19 protein-coding genes are annotated in these 17787 nt (G+C 54.0%); 13 read left to right on the plus strand and 6 right to left on the minus strand.

The window, feature by feature from the left end; all coding sequences use genetic code 11:
* Positions 1–76 precede the first annotated feature (76 nt).
* From I8J30_RS18880 to I8J30_RS18890, 3 genes are all read left to right on the plus strand, one after another.
* Positions 77–1573, plus strand: a complete 1497-nt coding sequence (locus I8J30_RS18880; protein ID WP_210660691.1) for an alpha-N-arabinofuranosidase — start codon at positions 77–79, stop codon at positions 1571–1573.
* A 5-nt stretch (positions 1574–1578) separates the two neighbouring features.
* A complete protein-coding gene (locus I8J30_RS18885) occupies positions 1579–1854 on the plus strand; it encodes a DUF6171 family protein (RefSeq protein WP_240548177.1) in 276 nt (91 codons plus the stop codon).
* Between the two features lie 159 nt (positions 1855–2013).
* Entirely contained in the window at positions 2014–2868 is an 855-nt protein-coding gene (locus tag I8J30_RS18890) for a protein phosphatase 2C domain-containing protein (RefSeq protein ID WP_210660695.1), read from the plus strand.
* Positions 2869–2908: 40 nt separating this feature from the next.
* Here the strand turns inward: I8J30_RS18890 and I8J30_RS18895 are convergent, their stop codons facing one another.
* The gene (locus I8J30_RS18895) at positions 2909–3781 is read right to left on the minus strand and encodes an SDR family oxidoreductase (RefSeq protein WP_210660696.1); all 873 of its coding nucleotides are present in this window, start codon (positions 3779–3781) and stop codon (positions 2909–2911) included.
* Positions 3782–3899: 118 nt separating this feature from the next.
* On the opposite strand from I8J30_RS18895, the gene I8J30_RS18900 reads away from it, so the two are divergent.
* Positions 3900–4514: a phosphatase PAP2 family protein gene (locus I8J30_RS18900; protein ID WP_210660698.1), complete on the plus strand. Its 615-nt coding sequence runs from the start codon at positions 3900–3902 to the stop codon at positions 4512–4514.
* A gap of 107 nt (positions 4515–4621) precedes the next feature.
* The gene (locus I8J30_RS18905; protein ID WP_210660700.1) at positions 4622–5830 is read left to right on the plus strand and encodes a stalk domain-containing protein; all 1209 of its coding nucleotides are present in this window, start codon (positions 4622–4624) and stop codon (positions 5828–5830) included.
* 269 nt (positions 5831–6099) lie between these two features.
* On the opposite strand, the gene I8J30_RS18910 is transcribed toward I8J30_RS18905, so the two are convergent.
* Positions 6100–6810, minus strand: coding sequence for a Dph6-related ATP pyrophosphatase (locus I8J30_RS18910; protein WP_210660702.1), 711 nt, complete (start codon positions 6808–6810; stop codon positions 6100–6102).
* A gap of 172 nt (positions 6811–6982) precedes the next feature.
* Here I8J30_RS18910 and I8J30_RS18915 point away from each other — a divergent pair, with 172 nt between their 5' ends.
* The 3 genes from I8J30_RS18915 to I8J30_RS18925 all read left to right on the plus strand — a co-directional run bounded on the left by I8J30_RS18915 (position 6983) and on the right by I8J30_RS18925 (position 10019).
* On the plus strand, positions 6983–8116 hold the full coding sequence (locus I8J30_RS18915; RefSeq protein ID WP_210660703.1) for a glycerate kinase: 1134 nt from the start codon (positions 6983–6985) through the stop codon (positions 8114–8116).
* A 95-nt stretch (positions 8117–8211) separates the two neighbouring features.
* Positions 8212–8796, plus strand: a complete 585-nt coding sequence (locus I8J30_RS18920) for an RNA polymerase sigma factor (RefSeq protein WP_210660705.1) — start codon at positions 8212–8214, stop codon at positions 8794–8796.
* Between the two features lie 203 nt (positions 8797–8999).
* Positions 9000–10019 carry an HD-GYP domain-containing protein gene (locus tag I8J30_RS18925; RefSeq protein WP_210660707.1) on the plus strand — a complete coding sequence of 340 codons (1020 nt, stop codon included), beginning with the start codon at positions 9000–9002 and terminating at the stop codon, positions 10017–10019.
* Positions 10020–10099: 80 nt separating this feature from the next.
* Here I8J30_RS18925 and I8J30_RS18930 read toward each other — a convergent pair whose 3' ends face one another.
* Positions 10100–10432: a winged helix-turn-helix transcriptional regulator gene (locus I8J30_RS18930; RefSeq protein WP_210660708.1), complete on the minus strand. Its 333-nt coding sequence runs from the start codon at positions 10430–10432 to the stop codon at positions 10100–10102.
* Between the two features lie 173 nt (positions 10433–10605).
* Here I8J30_RS18930 and I8J30_RS18935 point away from each other — a divergent pair, with 173 nt between their 5' ends.
* A complete protein-coding gene (locus I8J30_RS18935; protein ID WP_210660710.1) occupies positions 10606–11544 on the plus strand; it encodes an aldo/keto reductase family protein in 939 nt (312 codons plus the stop codon).
* A gap of 937 nt (positions 11545–12481) precedes the next feature.
* On the opposite strand, the gene ligD is transcribed toward I8J30_RS18935, so the two are convergent.
* From ligD to ku, 3 genes are read right to left on the minus strand one after another with little or no spacing between them, the layout of a single operon-like run.
* On the minus strand, positions 12482–13381 hold the full coding sequence (ligD, locus tag I8J30_RS18940; protein WP_210660712.1) for a non-homologous end-joining DNA ligase: 900 nt from the start codon (positions 13379–13381) through the stop codon (positions 12482–12484).
* Positions 13378–14442 (minus strand): ATP-dependent DNA ligase, encoded by a 1065-nt coding sequence (locus I8J30_RS18945; RefSeq protein ID WP_210660714.1) that lies wholly within the window; start codon positions 14440–14442, stop codon positions 13378–13380. The genes ligD and I8J30_RS18945 overlap by 4 nt, the downstream gene beginning before the upstream one ends.
* A 3-nt stretch (positions 14443–14445) precedes the next feature.
* Positions 14446–15408, minus strand: coding sequence for a non-homologous end joining protein Ku (gene ku / locus I8J30_RS18950; protein ID WP_210660716.1), 963 nt, complete (start codon positions 15406–15408; stop codon positions 14446–14448).
* A gap of 134 nt (positions 15409–15542) precedes the next feature.
* Here ku and I8J30_RS18955 point away from each other — a divergent pair, with 134 nt between their 5' ends.
* From I8J30_RS18955 to I8J30_RS18970, 4 genes are all read left to right on the plus strand, one after another.
* On the plus strand, positions 15543–15728 hold the full coding sequence (locus I8J30_RS18955) for a hypothetical protein (protein ID WP_091223600.1): 186 nt from the start codon (positions 15543–15545) through the stop codon (positions 15726–15728).
* 3 nt (positions 15729–15731) lie between these two features.
* Entirely contained in the window at positions 15732–15920 is a 189-nt protein-coding gene (locus tag I8J30_RS18960; RefSeq protein ID WP_091223602.1) for an H-type small acid-soluble spore protein, read from the plus strand.
* A gap of 237 nt (positions 15921–16157) precedes the next feature.
* Positions 16158–17024 carry a YitT family protein gene (locus I8J30_RS18965; RefSeq protein ID WP_090984221.1) on the plus strand — a complete coding sequence of 289 codons (867 nt, stop codon included), beginning with the start codon at positions 16158–16160 and terminating at the stop codon, positions 17022–17024.
* 234 nt (positions 17025–17258) lie between these two features.
* On the plus strand, positions 17259–17787 hold a 529-nt coding region (locus I8J30_RS18970; RefSeq protein WP_338044894.1), incomplete at its 3' end, for a thiamine-phosphate kinase.

The following is a 17787-nucleotide window of genomic DNA, read 5'->3' on the forward strand; positions in this document are numbered from 1 at the left end:
TGTTGTTTTATTACTTGATTAATGTTTTTATTAATCCATCTAAATCCGAATCCATAACAAGGAGATGTCTATCCGCATGACGAACCGCACTGTCATCAACACAGACCGCAGCAAGGGAAGCATTAACCGCAATATTTACGGCCATTTCTCCGAGCATTTGGGCCGCTGTATTTATGAAGGAATTTGGGTGGGCGAGGATTCGGATATTCCCAATACGCAGGGGATTCGCAATGATGTCTTGGAAGCGCTTCGCAAATTAAACCTGCCTGTGCTGCGCTGGCCGGGCGGCTGTTTTGCCGATGAATACCACTGGAGAGACGGCATCGGACCGCGGGAGACGCGTAAACGGATGATCAACACGCACTGGGGCGGCGTTGTGGAGAACAACCATTTCGGCACGCATGAGTTCCTTCTGCTCTGCGAGCTGCTTGGCTGCGAGCCTTATATCAATGGCAACGTAGGCAGCGGGACGGTCCAGGAGATGCAGGAGTGGGTCGAGTATATGACGTTCGACGGGGAGTCGCCGATGGCCAATGAGCGGCAGGCAAACGGACGCGAGGAGCCTTGGAAGGTCAGTTACTTCGGCGTTGGCAATGAGAACTGGGGCTGCGGCGGCAACATGCGTCCGGAGTATTATGCGGATCTCTACAGACGCTACCAGACTTACGTGCGTAACTACGGCGATAACCGAATCTTCCGCATCGCGTGCGGCGCCAGCGATTTCGATTACAATTGGACCGAGGTGCTGATGCGGGAAGCGGCTCGTTTCATGGACGGCTTGACGCTCCATTATTATACGATTCCGCACAACTGGCAGCGGAAGGGTTCAGCCACCGATTTTGAAACGTCCGAATGGTTCGAAACGCTGCGCAAGGCGCTGGTGATGGACGAGCTCGTTCAGAAGCACAGCACCATTATGGATAAGTACGACCCGCAGAAGCGGATCAGTCTCATCGTGGATGAGTGGGGCACTTGGTACGATGTGGAGCCGGGCACGAACCCGGGATTCCTCTATCAGCAAAATACGATGCGCGACGCGCTTGTAGCCGCAGCCACGCTGCATATTTTCCACAATCACTGTGACCGGGTGCGGATGGCGAACATCGCTCAGACCGTCAATGTGCTGCAAGCCGTCATTCTGACGGAAGGCGCGCGGATGACGGTTACGCCGACTTACCACGTCTTCGACATGTTCCAAGTTCACCATGACGCAGAAGCGCTCGATATCAACCATCAAGCGGCTTCCTACAGCCTGAACGGGGCTTCGATTCCGCAGACAAGTGTATCCGCCTCGCGCGGCAAGGATGGGGTAATCCATGTCAGCCTATGTAATTTGAGCCATGATGAGCCGGCGGAAATCACATTAGAGCTGAGAGGCCTGACGCAGCAAACCATCGGCGCTTTGTCGCTCAGCGGAACATTGCTGCAAGGCAATGCGCTGAACGCTCATAATACAGTGGAGCAGCCGGAAGAGGTTAGTCCCTCGGAGCTGACGTCTATTGAGCAGCATGAAGACGGCACCATTCGCGTGACGTTGCCGCCCGCTTCAGTAGCGGTGCTTCGTGCAGGCTAATGCGTATGGAGACTGAAGCGCATAGACAAGAAGGCTGCAAAGGCTGCAGCGCATCGGTGCATGTGGAGGAAGCGCAGCTGCAGCGGATTCTGAGCAAGCTGGCGCTGCATCCCGGCGACTGTGTCCCGGACGCGCAGTATGAGGACAGACTCTCGAATTGTGAAGGGTGCTCTTCGCTTCAATATGGCACAACCTGCGCGCACTGCGGCTGCTTCGTGAAGGTTCGCGCGAAACTTGCGGCGAAGGGATGTCCGCATCCAAGCGGTTCGAGATGGATATAGCAAGAGAAAGACCCGAGGCGGCTCGAGCAGAGCCGTTTCGGGTCTTCTTTGTCCATCAGGCTGAAATCGGATTGCCTTTATCCGGCGTCTGTCATATGCTAAAATCTACTGCCGGCTAATAGAGGAACGAATCCTTATCAATGGAGAGGTGGAACGATTATGGAACTCACTTCAGTATCGGTAAAAGGGGTTAGCCCCTGGAATGAGGATGCGATTATTCGCAATGAAGATCTCCGGCTGCTTGGCGTTATTGATGGAGCAACTTCACTAGTCCCGTACAAAGGACCCGGTGGAGAAAGCGGCGGCTACTTAGCTGCGCAGCTGGTGGCTCGGACATGCAATGAAGCTACAGCTGCAGAGGGGAATTCAGATTTGCTGATGAGCCTGCTCTCTCGTGCCAACACGGCGCTGCGAGCCGCTATGGTAGACGCGGGCATATCGCCGGAGAAGAAGGAAGCTGTATGGAATGCATGTGCTGCATTGGTGCGTGTTCAGCCCAAATGGATTGATTTTGCCCAATTAGGCGACTGTATGCTGGCTGTCTATTACACGGACGGTACCATACGGATTGTTACGAACGATCAATTGGCGCATGTGGACGATCGGACCAAAGCGGTATGGGCACAAGGCGTCGCGGAAGGACTGACAACGCGCGAAGCGCTGTGGGAATATAGCAAGCCGGTTATTATAGCGGGACGCGAAGTGGCTAACACGCTTGGCGGCTACGGCGTTATTAACGGTGATCCGACGTTCGGCGATTATGCGGAGTTCGGCCGAATCAGCCGGACGAATGTGAAGTCGCTGCTGCTCTTTACCGATGGGCTCTATATTCCGAAGCCGCCGGGAGAGCCGGACAAGGACAGCGCCGTGGAGATTGCGTCGCTTGTCCGTGAAATGGGCCTGCCCCGTTATATCGAGTGGCTGACGGAGCTCGAAGAGTCCGATCCGGATTGCACCCGCTTCCCGCGCGTGAAGAAATCCGATGATAAAACTGCGCTTTGGATCGATTTGTAGCTGCTGCGTCATCGATTGCCACATCGACTAGAAACATTGACTAGAAGCCGTGCTCTGCGGCGTAGCGGCCCCAGTGCGGACGGCTGCCATCCGCATCTGCGAAGCCGTATTCCTCGGACAGGTCCCATGAGGTCAAAGCTTGGCCGCTTCGCGCCAGCACATTCGGATCGGATGCGAGCGCGGCAGCAGCTTGACCGACGAGAGCAGGCGTTTCCGATTGGAGAAAATGAGGGTCCTGAGCAGCGGCTTCCCGCCAATTGCTCTCCTGCACGCCGAAGTGATCCAGCATCGCCTCGGAACGAAGAAAGCCCGGCGTTAAGGCAACCGCGGCGATGTTATGCGGGCGGAGGTCGGCCGCCATCGCTTGCGCAAGGTGGATGACGGAGATCTTAGCTAAACTATAGTAGAGATTGCCTCGGTATCGATAATCATAGCCGTCGGTAATTTCGATGATGAGTCCGCCTGAGCCATGTGCAATCATCAGCGGTGCAGCATAGTAGCTGGCCATCATATGCGTGTGGACGCCGCGCTGCTGAATGAGCAGGCCGTTGTGCAGCGAGTGCTCCCAGAACGGCTCATGCCATACCGTAAGGGGATCGCCGCCCCATATATCATTCACTTGAATGTCCAGCCGGCCTTGCTGCTCCTCGGCTACACGGGTATAGAGAGCTTTGACATCATCCTCTATCGTATAATCGCAGCGGACGGGTATGCCCTGGCCGCCGGCCGCGGCGACAAGTTCTGCCGTTTCATCAATGGTTTCGCTGCGCCCCATGTCGGACAAGCTTCCTCGGACGCTGCGTCCGGTGACATAAACGGTTGCGCCTGCACGACCGAGGGCAATGGCGATGCCGCGTCCTGCGCCTCTTGTCGCTCCCGCGACGACGGCTATTTTTCCTTCAAGCGGTTTCATTTGACTATCTTCTCCTTTAAGGGGGCTGGTTGTTGTTGCGTGATAGTATTCAGTCTACCCGATCTTGACTGACAAAGACGGTCAGTTTCATTTCATAAAAGCGGAGGTTAATTTCGTAATGTGGTTGATTTTACTTATTCTCGCTATAGCAGGATTTCAGGGACTGTCGATGCTTGTATCCCGGGACAAGCTGAAGCAGTTTGATGAAACGATTATTTCCGCGGTGCAAGGGCAGGAGAACGATACGTTGACCTCGATCGCCAAGGTTTTCAACAAAATCGGTTCTACCTCCACGATGATACCGCTGGTATTGATCATTGCAGTGCTCTTCTTCTTTGTATTCAAGCATCGGAAGGAGCTTGTTTTGCTCCTCGGCGGCATGCTGGGCTCCACGCTGCTGAACGAGCTGCTGAAACCGATTTATAAGCGTGCCCGCCCGGATATTCACCGTCTCGTAGAGCAGCAAGGGTTCAGTTATCCGAGCGGCAATGCGATGGCGGCGTTGACCTTCTATTGCCTCATTACTTACTTGCTGTGGCGCCACATTCACCGGAGAAGCTGGCGTATCGCCCTATTGTGCTTTAGTGCGGCGATGATCCTTATTATGGGTGTATCCCGCATTTATCTCGGCGTTCATTATCCGTCCGATATTCTGGCCGGCTTCTGGCTAAGCGCATGCTGGGTTGCCTTATGCATCCGATTATTCCGGAGCTGGGCGCGCACGAACAAGTAGTCATCTATGCACTGCAGTTAACATTTGGAGCGTTGTCAGTTACTAAACTCTCGTATACTATAATTAGGTATGTCATCCAAAATGAGAGAATGAAAGTGAGGCTTCCTATGAAACGGTTGATAAGCGTGGTACTTGCTATTATCGTAGTATTCGCATCTTTGGCGGGGACGGCTTCCGCGGCTAGCGGAGGCACCGACATCAAAGTTAAATTAAATGGCGAATGGGTCATCTTCCCTACGCCGCCTGTACTTCTGAATGGCAAAACGTATGTGGAATTCCGTACGCTGTTCACGAATCTGGGTTATACCATCGACTACAATGCGTCAACGAAGCTGATTAAAGCAAAGTCGGCTGTTCGCAGCATTGAGATGAAACCGAGCGGTACGACGGCATTGGTTGACGGCAAGAAGGTTCCCGTTAACGGTGAAATGAGGCTGCTGAACGGCCGTACGATGGTCGGCGTTCGCTTCATCGCAACGCTTTCGGATAAAACGGTCAACTGGGACGGCGTGAAGAAAATCGTTACGATCGCGGATAAAGGACCTACGGCGCAGCAGCAGGCGGAAGTGTTCGGCGTGCTGGACAAGCTGACTGCGGCAGAGAATGCACAGGATGCCGCGGCTTATATGGCGGTCTTCCATTCGGAGTCGCCGGTTCGTGATTTAATCCGTGAATCGGTGCAGGAGACGTTCGCGAAAGTGCACACGAAGACGACTTTCAGCGAGAAAACAATCGACTCCTATTCCTCGGTTGAAGCGGTTGTGTATACGGTAGAGCAATCGGTTAAAGTAGGCGGCAACGGCTTCTTTGCGGATGTGGAGAACGAAATGCTGTACACGCTTCACAAAGAGAACGGCAAATGGGCGATCTACGATGCCGAGCAGCTCTCCCACCAATTGCTGGATCTCGATGGCATCTGGAAGGAAGAAATTACAGCTCCCGATGCAGACAAGTCAGCGATTTCGGCATTGATTGCCGCTAATGCTGCAGCTGTCAATGCGAAGGATCTGAACGCATACAAGGCGACGCTGGTGCCCGGAGCGGAAGGCTACGAGGAAGACGTGGCTTCCATGGACGAGTTGTTCAAGGACACCGAAACCAGCTTGAAAATGAATCTGGAGAAGAACGCCATCGTTGAACTAAACGGCGACAAGGGCCTCCTTCTGACGCTGCACACGTTTGAAGTAACGATTGGCGGCGAGATGATGCCTGTCAAATCGATCAACTTGTACAACTTGCAAAAGGTGGACAATAAGTGGCTGCTCATGCCGGGCAGCAACGAGCTGTATAACGATATGGACGAATCGGAAGAGTAAAATAGGGACCGCCTCAAAAGTATGCTTGGCGACTTTTGAGGCGGTTTTTTTTGTGCGCACCGGCCGGAGGATAGCCGGTGGGAGTGAGGTACGTGTTCCGCTTGTTGGTGGGGGGAGCAGCGGGAAAGTAGGGGAAGAGAGGTAGTGGTTAGCGCTCATCGCCTGAATTCCCATGAAAAGTAGCTCCCAGAGCAACACATCAGCAGTAAATTGGTGGTTCTTGCGAAAGTGCAGCTCCGAGAGCAAGCAGCCGGTCCCATGACCGCTGGTCAGTCGGATGTAGTTTCGTTCTCATCCAGCTCCAGCGGCATAAAAGCGTAGTCGCCATGGCGCATAATATCGCATTTGCGAACCGGAATCGGGGATTTGAAGATCGGCCCGTCCAGCACGGTCGTATGAAACTCTCCGCCTTCGCCGCATGGGTCGATGCCGCGTTCGAGGAGCTCTTTTACAAACTCATGGTCCAGCCTGCGTCCAAGATCCGATTCTCGCATGCCGAGCGATAAGTTGACGGTCACGACGATCGACAGGAAGCCGTGATTGATGAACGTTTCTACGGTTTCAAGATGATCCATTTGCCAAAGCGGCATGCCAAGCTTTAATCCCGCCTTCGTCGATACCTCGTCCTGCCAGCAGCCATAGTCCGTCAATTCCAAGTCGCCCGTTACGAGCACCTCGGCTCCGCGGTCTTTCGCTTGTATCAATAAACCGATAAAAGCTTCTTCATACTCAGCCCAGCTCGCAGCCGCAGTATAGAGAGGCAGTCCGATCGAATCCGCTTGAGCGCGAATTAGCTCAGGTGGCATACCGTGGGATCGGGAGCGTTTTCCTCCCTCCTCCAGCATCACGATGAGGCCGATCGCTTCTCCAACCTGCATCGCTTTATATAAAGCCAGCGCACTATCCTTGCCTCCGCTGAAAGAGGCAATAAATCGATGGCCGACTATTGTGCCATTCTTCCAATCCTTCGTTTCTTCCATTGTGATCATTCCCCATTATGAATTGTAGTGCTGTAGTACAAATTATATAGGATAAGTAAGGTTTGTACGATTGGAGGCGCCGGACTGAAGGAAGAAAATGGTTACTACCTGCCGGCAGCGAGCTATAATAACAGCATAGATATTTTAGGGCGACGATGGGAGTAGATAACGTATGAAGGTAGTCATTGCACCCGATTCTTTCAAAGGCTCCGCAACGGCAAAAGAGCTGTGCAGCGCAATTGCCAAAGGCATTCGGTCCGTCATGCCGGAGGCAGAGCTGCTGGAGCTGCCGCTGGCCGATGGCGGCGAAGGCATTTTGGACAACCTAGTGCACGCTACAGGAGGCAAGCGAATAGAGGCAGCGGCGACCGATCCGCTTGGCCGCGCGATGACAGCTGCCTATGGTGTACTGGGCGATGGCGAGACCGTGATTATCGAGATGGCGCAAGCATCGGGGCTCCCGCTCCTAACAGCGGAAGAGCGACGGCCGCTGCTGACATCAAGCCGCGGCACAGGAGAGCTGATCAAGCATGCCCTGGATCAGGGCTATCGCAAATTCATTATCGGCCTTGGCGGCAGCGCGACCAATGACGGCGGTTCCGGCATGCTGCGAGCGCTGGGATTGCAGCTGCAGGACGCACAAGGCCAGCCCCTCGCCGAAGGCGGCGGAGCGCTGAGCAAGCTCGCGGAGCTGGATGACTCCGGCCTGGATTCGCGGCTAGCGGAATCGCGGGTTACGATCGCGAGCGACGTAACCAACACGCTGTGCGGTCCGCAAGGCGCATCGGCCATCTTCGGTCCGCAGAAGGGGGCAACGCCGGAGATGGTGGCAGTCCTCGATGAAGGGCTGCGCAAATTCGCCGAGCAAATCCACGCCATACGCGGGATCGACGTGTTGACCTTAACTGGCGGAGGAGCTGCCGGTGGCATGGGAGCTGGCATTGCCGGTTTCATGAATGCGGTGGTCCGCCCCGGCATTGAAGTTGTTATGGAAGCAAGCGGATTTGCCGCAGCCGCGAAGGATGCCGACTACATCATTACCGGTGAAGGTAAGCTGGACGAGCAGACGTTATCCGGCAAGGTAGCGGCAGGAGTGTGCGGAGCAGCAGGACCGCTTGGCGTACCGGTTATTATTTTGTGCGGGATGAGGGGGTTATCGATAGGCGAGCTAAGCCAATTGGGGAAGGCGAGCGCATTCTCCATCGTCCCGGGTCCATGCACCTTGGAAGAGGCGATAGCGCATACTACCGAGTGGACAGAAGCTGCTGCTGCTCAGTTGTTCAGTCTTCTTAAAAATTCATCTTAATTCCTCTTCTTTTTCACATCATGTTCACAATGGCCTGTTAGACTGAGAGTCGGGATCAGTGAAACAGGACAAAAGCAGGAGGGAGACCAGAGAGCATGAAGCCGTGGACCGAGTTCGAAGAAGCCATCAAGCCGCATCTCCGGCATGTGCGGACATATTGTTATTATTTGACCGCATCCAAGTGGGAATCGGAGGATCTGCTGCAGGAGGCGCTGCTTCGGGCGTTCAAGCATTATCGGGATACCGGCATTCTTCGTCACCCTAGATCGCTGCTGTACAAAATCGCGCGCAACGTGCATATTGACGCACATCGCAGACGACGCGGCATTACCGTTCCGATCGATGAGGCGCTTCAACTGCCGTATTACGATAACAACTATGCCGCCATTCGCGGGACGCTGGAATGGGTGACCGAGCATTTGTCCGCACGCGAGATGGAGATGCTGCTGCTTGCAGAGGTGTTCGATTATTCTTACCAGGATATTGCCGATGAGCTGCAATGTACGGTACCCGCCGTCAAAATGGTGCTGCACCGCTCCAAATCAACGCTCCGCAAGCGCGGAGCTCAGCAAGAGCCGACGGCTGCTCCTCGCAGTCGCGCCGGTAAACGCAGAAGCGCACCTGCGCTTCCATATATGATAGACCGATGGACAACGGCATTGATGACCGGCGAATTGTAAAGGATGAGATCAAACCGATAAAAATGGGCCTCTTGGTAGAGAAGGGAGGCTCTTTTTGATGTTTGGAGTAGTACTTTAGATTCATTCTTGCAGTTTGTAAAACAATACCATAGGACAATGGCTGCATCAGCATGGTACAGTAGAGGTAATAGTAAACATTTACCTTGGAAAAAGGGACAAGTACGACTTTTGTTGGAGGCGCTATGCGAAACTATTTGGGGAAAACCTTAAAAAATGAAGTCGTGAATGCATTTGGCGTAACCGTGCTGCCCGCTAACATCGTGCTGGAAGAAGAGCACTTAATTCTACTGGAAAAGCACAAGATTGAACATATTTCCGTTATCTATGATGTAGTGGAGCCGGCGAAGAACGCCAAATCGAGTACCCCTCATTACGCCGTGAGTCAGGTTACAATCCGTGCCAAGGAAATGTATGACTCCATTCGGGAAACAGGCAAGGTGCCGATGGATGAGCTGCAGAACAATATTATTCCCGCCGTTAAGAGCGTGGCCAGCCATCCGAATATTTTCGAGCTGTTCGAGGCGGTCAAGGCGCAGGGTGATTATACGTATCAGCACAACATTGGGGTAGGCGTATTGTCGACGATGATTGGCAAATGGCTGAATTTAAAAGAAGATGAATTGACAGCGCTTACTCTCGCGGCAACGCTGCATGATGTAGGTAAAGTGAAAATCCCGCCGGAAATCATTAACAAACCGGGCAAGCTGACAGAGGCAGAGTTCGAAGTCGTGAAGAAACATACCATTTACGGCTATGAAATCCTGAAGAAAACCGAAGGCATCAGCTACCGTGCTGCGTTAGTTGCTCTTCAGCATCATGAACGCGAAGACGGCAGAGGATATCCGCTCGGGTTAACCTCGGATAAAATCGATAACTTCAGCAAAATCGTAGCGGTGGCGGATATTTTCCATGCGATGTCCTCCGATCGGCCTTACCATAAAGCGCTGCCGTTCTATGAGGTGGTTCGTCAGCTGCGTGAAGGCTATTTCGGGCAGCTCGACCCGCATATCGTGTCGGTATTCCTTGAGAATATTACGACTAAAATGATCGGTCAGAAAGTCGTCCTCACGGATGACCGCGTAGGCGAGATCGTATTTATTAATCCGCATGACGAGGAAGCGCCTCTAGTGCGAGTAGGCGAAGAGTTCGTGGATTTGTCCGCGGAACGTCAGCTGCAAATTAAACAGATTATTGGACTGTAGCGGTTATGGTTCGGATTATAGCAAAGAGCAGGGGTTCACGTCGCGATGTGAATGCCCTGCTCTTTTTTGTTGATTCAAGTTTAGGTCCACTTGGCAGCCCACAGCTTCATTTCATGCAAAATCTGATGCAAATCGACGCCTTTAGGTGTCAGCGAATATTCAACAGTTACGGGAACGGTCGGGAACACATGGCGCTCTAGCACCCCTTGTCCCTCCAAATGACGCAGCGTGCTCGTTAGTGCTCGCGGACTGACGGAAGGAATCAGCCGCTGCAATTCTCCGAAACGGCGCTTCTCGCAAAATAGCTCGCGCAGCACAAGAAAGGCCCATTTTCCGCCGATAACATCCAGCGTTTTCTCAATATTGCAGTCGATGACGGCCGGTACCTTCGGGACATAATTGTTTGCGGACATTAGGTAATCCTCCGTTAATAATTAGTTACATAAAGTATAGTATATATATTAAGTATAATATAATGACAATTATTTCACTACTTTAAAATCTATAATGAGTTAAGTAGAATAGGGGGTGCGTTGGTTAGACAGCGTATGCAGGGAACTGCAATTATCTCTAGGAGGTTGGAGAAATGGAGTTTAGAAGACTGGGCGGCAGCGGACTAAAGGTGAGTGAAGTCAGCTTGGGCAGCTGGCTTACATATGGCGGTTATGTGGAACGCGAGAATGCGGTAAAAGCAATCGAGAAGGCGTACGAGCTTGGCGTCAATTTCTTCGACACGGCGAATGTGTATGAGCGCGGAGCTGCGGAAATTTTGCTTGGCGAAACGATTAAGCAGTTCCCGCGTGAATCCTACGTGCTCGCAACTAAAGCGTTCTGGCCAATGGGCGACGGTCCGAATGACCGCGGCTTGTCCCGCAAGCATGTGATCGAGCAGGCGAATGCCAGCTTGAAGCGTCTGAACACGGAGTATGTGGATATTTTCTACTGCCACCGTTATGATCCGGAAACGCCGCTGCAAGAAACGCTGCGCGCGATCGACGATCTGATCCGCTCCGGCAAGGTGCTGTACGCGGGTGTCAGCGAGTGGACAGCTTCCCAAATGGCCGATGCCCTTGGTACAGCTGACCGTTACTTGCTCGACCGTATCGTAGTAAGCCAACCGATCTACAACATGTTCGAGCGTTACATCGAGAAAGAAGTGATTCCTTACGGGGAGAAGAACGGTATCGGACAAGTGGTGTTCTCGCCGCTTGCACAAGGGCTGCTGACAGGTAAATACACGTCCGCGGCAGATCTTCCGGAGGGCAGCCGCGCTTCGAAGCTCGAGTGGATGCGCAAAGGCATCACGGACGAGAAGCTTGCGAAAGTACGCGCCTTGTCCGAAATTGCGGGCGAGCTCGAAATTTCGACCGGCCAACTGGCACTCGCCTGGATTCTGCGCCAACCGAACGTAGCCAGCGCTCTAGTCGGCGCCAGCCGTCCGGAGCAGGTCATCGAGAACGTAGCCGCTTCCGGTATCAAGCTGTCGGAAGACGTGCTTGCACGCATTGAAACGATTTTAGGTTAGTTTGTTGGAGGCCGGACCGGCTTTGCTGGTCCGGCTTTTGTTTTGTTTCGCTCCGCGCATGAATTCCGCCGTCGGGGCGAGAGTCGTAGAAATCCGACTCTCAGCAGCGAAACCGGGGGAAAAAGAAGCTGAGAGTCGGAAAACCCGTCTCTCAGCGGCGAAACGCCCATGGTTTCGCCAATGTGCGAGGGTGAGAGTGGTAGAATCCGACTCTCGGCGGCGAATTCGCGGGAAAAAGAAGCTGAGAGTCGGAAACCCCGTCTCTCAGCTTCGAGAAGCCCATGGTTTCGCCAATGTGGGAGGGTGAGAGTCGTAGAATCCGACTCTCAGCGGCGAATTCGCGGGAAAAAGAAGCTGAGAGTCGGAAACCCCGTCTCTCAGCTTCGAGAAGCCCATGGTTTCGCCAATGGCAGGCGTTGAGAGTCTTGAAATGGAACTCTCAGAGTCGAATTCGCGGGAAAAAGAAGCTGAGAGTCGGAAACCCCGTCTCTCAGCTTCAAGATGCCCATGGTTTCGCCAATGACGGGCATTGAGAGTCTCGAAATGGAACTGAAATCGAGAAAAGAAGCTGAGAGTCGCATAGTGGAACTCTCAGCTTCGAGGACTATTATCTCGCTACAGCGAGTGCTATGAATGTGGCAAATGTGCTCCGGAGTTGCAGTCCAGTACATCTATAAGCGGATATGCCGCTTATGAAGGTGGAGCCCATGCGAGAGAGGTTACTTTTCAGCAATATCGGGCAGTGTTAGAGTAATATCCGCTTAAGGCGCCTTGATCGAACCAATTGAACCACGATAAGCGGATATGCCGCATATGAAGGTGGAGCCAATTCGAGAGAGGTTGCTTTTTCGACAGTTGCGGCGCTGAGGCGGAATATCCGTTACCCTCAGCGCAGTGTATGCTGCAGCCGGATATCCCGCCGGATTGGTTCATTCAATCAGCGTTTCCCGCCGCCGATAAACTGCAGGATCGAGCGGAGCGACTGCGGGGCGACCGTGTCCAGCAGGTCGCCTTCTTTGCGCAGTCGATCCTCGATGTTCAGCAGGTTGTAGTCGGCGATCGCGACGTTGCGGCGTACTTCGTCCCAGTGGAGCGGCGTGGATACGCTGGCGGCTCGGCGGGCGCGCGGGGAGTAGGGGGCGATGATGGTTTTGCCTTGATAGTGCTGCAGATAGTCGATGTAGATGAGGTCGCCGCGGTTCTTTTTCAAACGTTCGATGGTGAATAGGCCGGGGTGCTTGTCAGCGAGAAAAGCGCCGACAAATTCGCCGATACGGCGCAGCTCATCGAAGGTGAGATCCTGCACGATCGGAATAATGACCTGCACGCCTGTAGCTCCAGATGTTTTGGGCACGGAGGAGATGCCGAGCGATCGCAGCAGATCCCCGACCAGCAGGGCTGCTTCCATAATACGCGGCTCCTCTTCAAGGGTAGGATCCAGATCAAGCACCCATTCCGTTGGGTGCTCGGGATTGCTCACTCGGTCAAAGGATGCGTGATATTCGAGACAAGCCAAATTGCCGAGCCATAGCAGCACGGGCAAGGAGGTCAGTTTCACATAGTGAATGCCCTCCCGGGTCTCGGTTTCTACAAAAGCTGGTGTAGGGGAGGGGCTGTTTTTCTGATAAAAGGATTTCCCATTCACCCCATCCGGGAAACGAATGGTCGTCAGCAGCCGATCCTGGCAATGCTTCAATAACCATGGCGACAACGCAGCAAGCCGCTGCAAAAATATCGCCTTCGTTATGCCCATCTCCGGCCATAACAGCTTCTCAGGATTGCTTACGGTCAGCTCCTGCCCATCAACAACAACGGTTCCTTTCACAGAACGGCTCATGACAGCGGCTCCTTCGGAAGAAAGGTAACCAGCTTCGGATGGCGAAGCTGCCCGGCAGAAGTCAGCTCGAGGCCGGAAACCCGGCACTTGAACGGCAGCGACAGCCACTGGATCTCTTCACGCTTCAGATCCTCCGGCACCGCCGGAAACGGACAAGCGACTACCGCCAAATGCGAATGCTGCGGCTTGAAAGTCGCGGCCAGCACTCTGCGAAGCGCATCATTGAGCCCAAGCGAGACGCTGCCGAGATAATAGCCCTCATGCTCCATCACCAGACTCGCGACGATACCGCCCCGCCACTTAAGTCCGACTATATCGACATCGAGGACAAGGACGATCTTCTTCTTCAGCCAGTCGCGATGTTTCTTGCCTTCCCGATAAGGGCTGTCCAGCCGCTTGCTGACAACGCCTTCCCATTTATTCGTTTGGACCCATTCCCACAACGCAGCACCATCCTGAAACAGATCCGTCACGAACATACGCGGATCATCCGACGGACATAGCGCGGTGAGCCGCCGATGCCGCTCCTCATAGGGGTGATGGCGCAAATCGCCGGAAGCGTCTGCGAGGATATCGAACAGCACCAAGACGAGCCCGCCTCGCGCACCTGAACCTGCATCCGCACCTGCACCTGCTTTAGCACCTAAACCGCCGCCAATAGGCTCGGGTAGCGGCTGCCGCAAGAGCCCGCGTGATCGTTCTCTCTTCAGCACATGCTGAAAATTCGGCCGTACGCCATCCCACCATACGATTTCGCCGTCCAGCAGGCATCGGCCCAGTGCCGCTGCCTTAGACTCCAGCAGCGACGTAATTTCAGGATAAATACTATTCTTTAAGTACAGCTTGCGCGAAAATATCTCGACCTGCCCATACCCGTTCAAGCGGGCAAGGATGCGCACGCCGTCCCATTTCAGCTGATAGCCCCATTCGCTGCCGACAGGGAGCTCATCATCAGAGATAGGAGCCATCGGCTCAACCGGCAGCGGCAACGGCTGCTCATAGCGAGCTTCCTGATGCAAGCTTACATCAGGAAGCGATTCCTCGGACCATGGCTGTTCCATCGCCTATGACACCGTGTCCTTCTTCGTTTTGCGAGCGCGCGGCGCTTTCACTTTGGCCACGACCTCGCTGGCTCCCTCGGCAGCGCCTGAGGCACCGGAAGCGCCGGCAGCCGCACCACCCGCGGCCCCACCGGCACCCGCTGCACCGCCGCCGGCTCCGGCCGCATTCGTATCCAAGCCGCCGGGCGTATTCGGCGGCAGCTTAACCGCCTCCAAGCTGGCTTGCAACGCGGCCATCAGGTCAAGCACATTCGTGCGCTGCTGCTCCGGCGCGACGCGAACGTCCTCGCCGGCGATTTTGTGCTGAATGAGATCCATCAAACGCTCCCGATAATCGTCGGTATATTTGGCCGGCTCGAACGGAGTGGAGAGCTGCTCGATCAGCATGCGCGCCATCATGAGCTCTTTCTCGTTCACATTGACGGTTTCCGGCAGCCCCGGCACCTGATCGACGGAGCGGATTTCATCCGGGTAGAAAATCGTTTCCATCGCTAAGCAATCATCGATGATGCGAATGGCAGCAAGCGAGCTTTTGGAACGTATCGACACTTTGGCAATCCCGATCCGACCCGACTGGCGCATGGCCTCCATAAGCAGGTTATACGCATTTCCGCCTGCCTGATCCGGTGAGAGATAGTAGGTTTTCTGAAAATAAATCGGGTCAATTTCCTCGAGCGCGACGAAATCCAGGATGGTAATCGTCTTGGTTGCATCGCTGGACAGCGATTCCAGCTCGTCCTTCTCGAACAGCACATAACGGCCTTTCTCATATTCATAGCCTTTGACGATGGCGTCCCAATCGACCTCAACGTCGCAGGTAGGGCATCTGCGGATATAGGAGATGTTGCTGCCGCAGTCGCGGTGGATCATTTTCAGAGAGATGTCCTTATCTTCCGTAGCTGAAAACATTTTGACTGGCACATGCACGAGACCGAAGCTGATGGCCCCTTTCCATACGGTATGCATCTCATTTCCCCCTCACATTAAAATGGATTAAAGTCCTATACGGTCATTGTTCCCCGAATGCATGAAAGTAAGCTTGTTCGGGCATATTTTCGTGTAGCAAGAACCAACTTCATCATCTAAAGGAGGCATATGGAATGACCGAAGCGGGCAATTCCCCGACTGGGAACGGCAACGATAAGCAGCATGAAGGCCGCGATGATTATTTTATGGACATCGACCGGATGGTGAATGAAGGATTAGGCGGCGGGCAAGTGACCTTGAACAACGGGTTAATTGCAGAGTCCACCACGGATACAATGGAGCCTGAAGCGAGGGATTAAGCAGTGGATACGAAACGCGCAATGGAGATTTACAGCTCGAAGGACACGTTTGCCGTTCATCTGGGCGATAAGTCGGTATGGATTGAAAATGTGGACGAAGCCAATGGCATGGCAACCGTTCAAGTGGGTTCAGACCCGCTTAATACGCAAACCGTTTCGGTCGACCGCTTGAAAGAAGAAGGCGACGAATAAGAAGCGGCACAGGAGCAAGGCCCTCGGACACCGATCGTTGGATGCCGAGGGTCTTTTTAGAGAAACGATTATTTTCAAATAAATGAATATTGAAAAACGTTCGGAATTTGACGATTTCGAGACATAACGAAATATAAATGGCGAAAAGACGTGCTTATTCTTGGAAATCGAGCTAAATTCGGGTATAATGAATCAATAAGCTTAATTTTTAAGTTTTATCACTAGAGGGGGGAAAGTATGGCGAAACAGCACTATAAGCTTACCAAGCTGGAGTTGCTGCTACGGATTGTATTACTTACCGTCGGTGCAGGGCTCGTTTCCGTAGCTCTTGAGATTTTTCTCGTACCAAACAACATTATTGATGGCGGAATAGTCGGTATATCCATCATCGTGGCTCATCTGACTAGTTTGCCGCTCGGTCTCTTTCTATTCTTGTTCAACTTGCCGTTTCTCGTTATCGGTTACAAGCAGATCGGTAAAACATTTGCGATATCAACGCTCTACGGCGTTGTGGTCATGTCCATCGGCACGACCCTGCTTCATCCGGTCCAGGCTTTGACGTACAGTCCGTTTCTGGCACCGGTATTCGGCGGCGTTATTCTCGGCATCGGGGTCGGTTTGGTTATCCGTTCCGGCGGATCGCTCGATGGAACGGAGATCATTGCGATCTTGTTCACGAAGAAAACACCATTCTCTGTCGGCGAAATTGTCATGTTTTTCAATCTTTTTATCCTGGCGAGCGCAGGCTTCGTGTTCTCGTGGGACAGCGCGATGTATTCACTCATAGCCTACTACATTGCTTTTAAAGTCATAGACGTGACCTTAGAGGGGATCGATCAATCCAAGTCGGTCTGGATTATCAGTAAAGAATCGAAAGAAATCGGAGATGCCATCATGAGCCGGCTCGGCCGCGGCGTTACGTATTTGCATGGCGAAGGTGCTTTCTCGGGCGGGACGAAGCGCGTGATCTTCTGCGTCATCACGCGTCTGGAAGAAGCGAAGATGAAGTCCATTGTCATGGAACTCGATCCTACAGCGTTTCTCGCGGTGGGCAACATCCATGACGTCAAAGGCGGACGCTTCAAGAAGCGAGCCATCCACTAACCAGGCAATCAAGCAGGTCTGCTCGCAGACATTCATACAGGCAAGGCTGTGCAACCAAGCATGGCCTTGCCTGCTTTTGTTGCGGGTCTTTGTGCTGACCGATATAATAGGGACAACTAACTTTGAAAATAAGGCTGCGGCCGGCAACTGGAGGCGGAGAAACTGGACGAGTTTGAGCGCATTCGAAATTGGACGGATGACCGCCAACATCCGTCCGTGCTCGCGAAGCAAGGCGTGGTGCTCGGCATCGGCGACGATACGGCTGTCGTAGGATTGCCGCCGGGTGAGAGTAGCGGCAGCCTGGAGTGGCTGCTCGCGGTCGACACGATGGTGGAGACCGTCCATTTCAACGACGCGACGATGGGCGAGGCCGACATCGGCTGGAAGGCGCTGGCCGCGAACGTCAGCGATATCACGGCAATGGGAGGCGTGCCTCGGCATGCGCTCGTGTCCGTGAGCGTGCCGCCGGCATGGGGGCCGGCACGTATGCGCCGGCTCTATGACGGGCTTTACGCGTGCGCCGAGCATTACGGCGTCGCGGTGGTTGGCGGCGATACGACGAGTTCGCCGCTGCACTTGGTTGTGTCCGTGACGGTCGTGGGCACCGCCCCGGCGGGCAAGGCGATTCGCCGGGCAGGCGCGCAGCCCGGCGACGCCGTGTTCGTGACCGGAGCGGCGGGGATGGCCGCGGCCGGTCTGCATGCTCTGCTCGCCGCCGCGGCGGCGAGCGCGGGGGCTGCGGCGCAGCCGCATGGCGGCGGCG

Origin of the sequence: Paenibacillus lignilyticus, assembly GCF_017942085.1 — a bacterium.
GTDB lineage: Bacteria > Bacillota > Bacilli > Paenibacillales > Paenibacillaceae > Paenibacillus_Z > Paenibacillus_Z lignilyticus.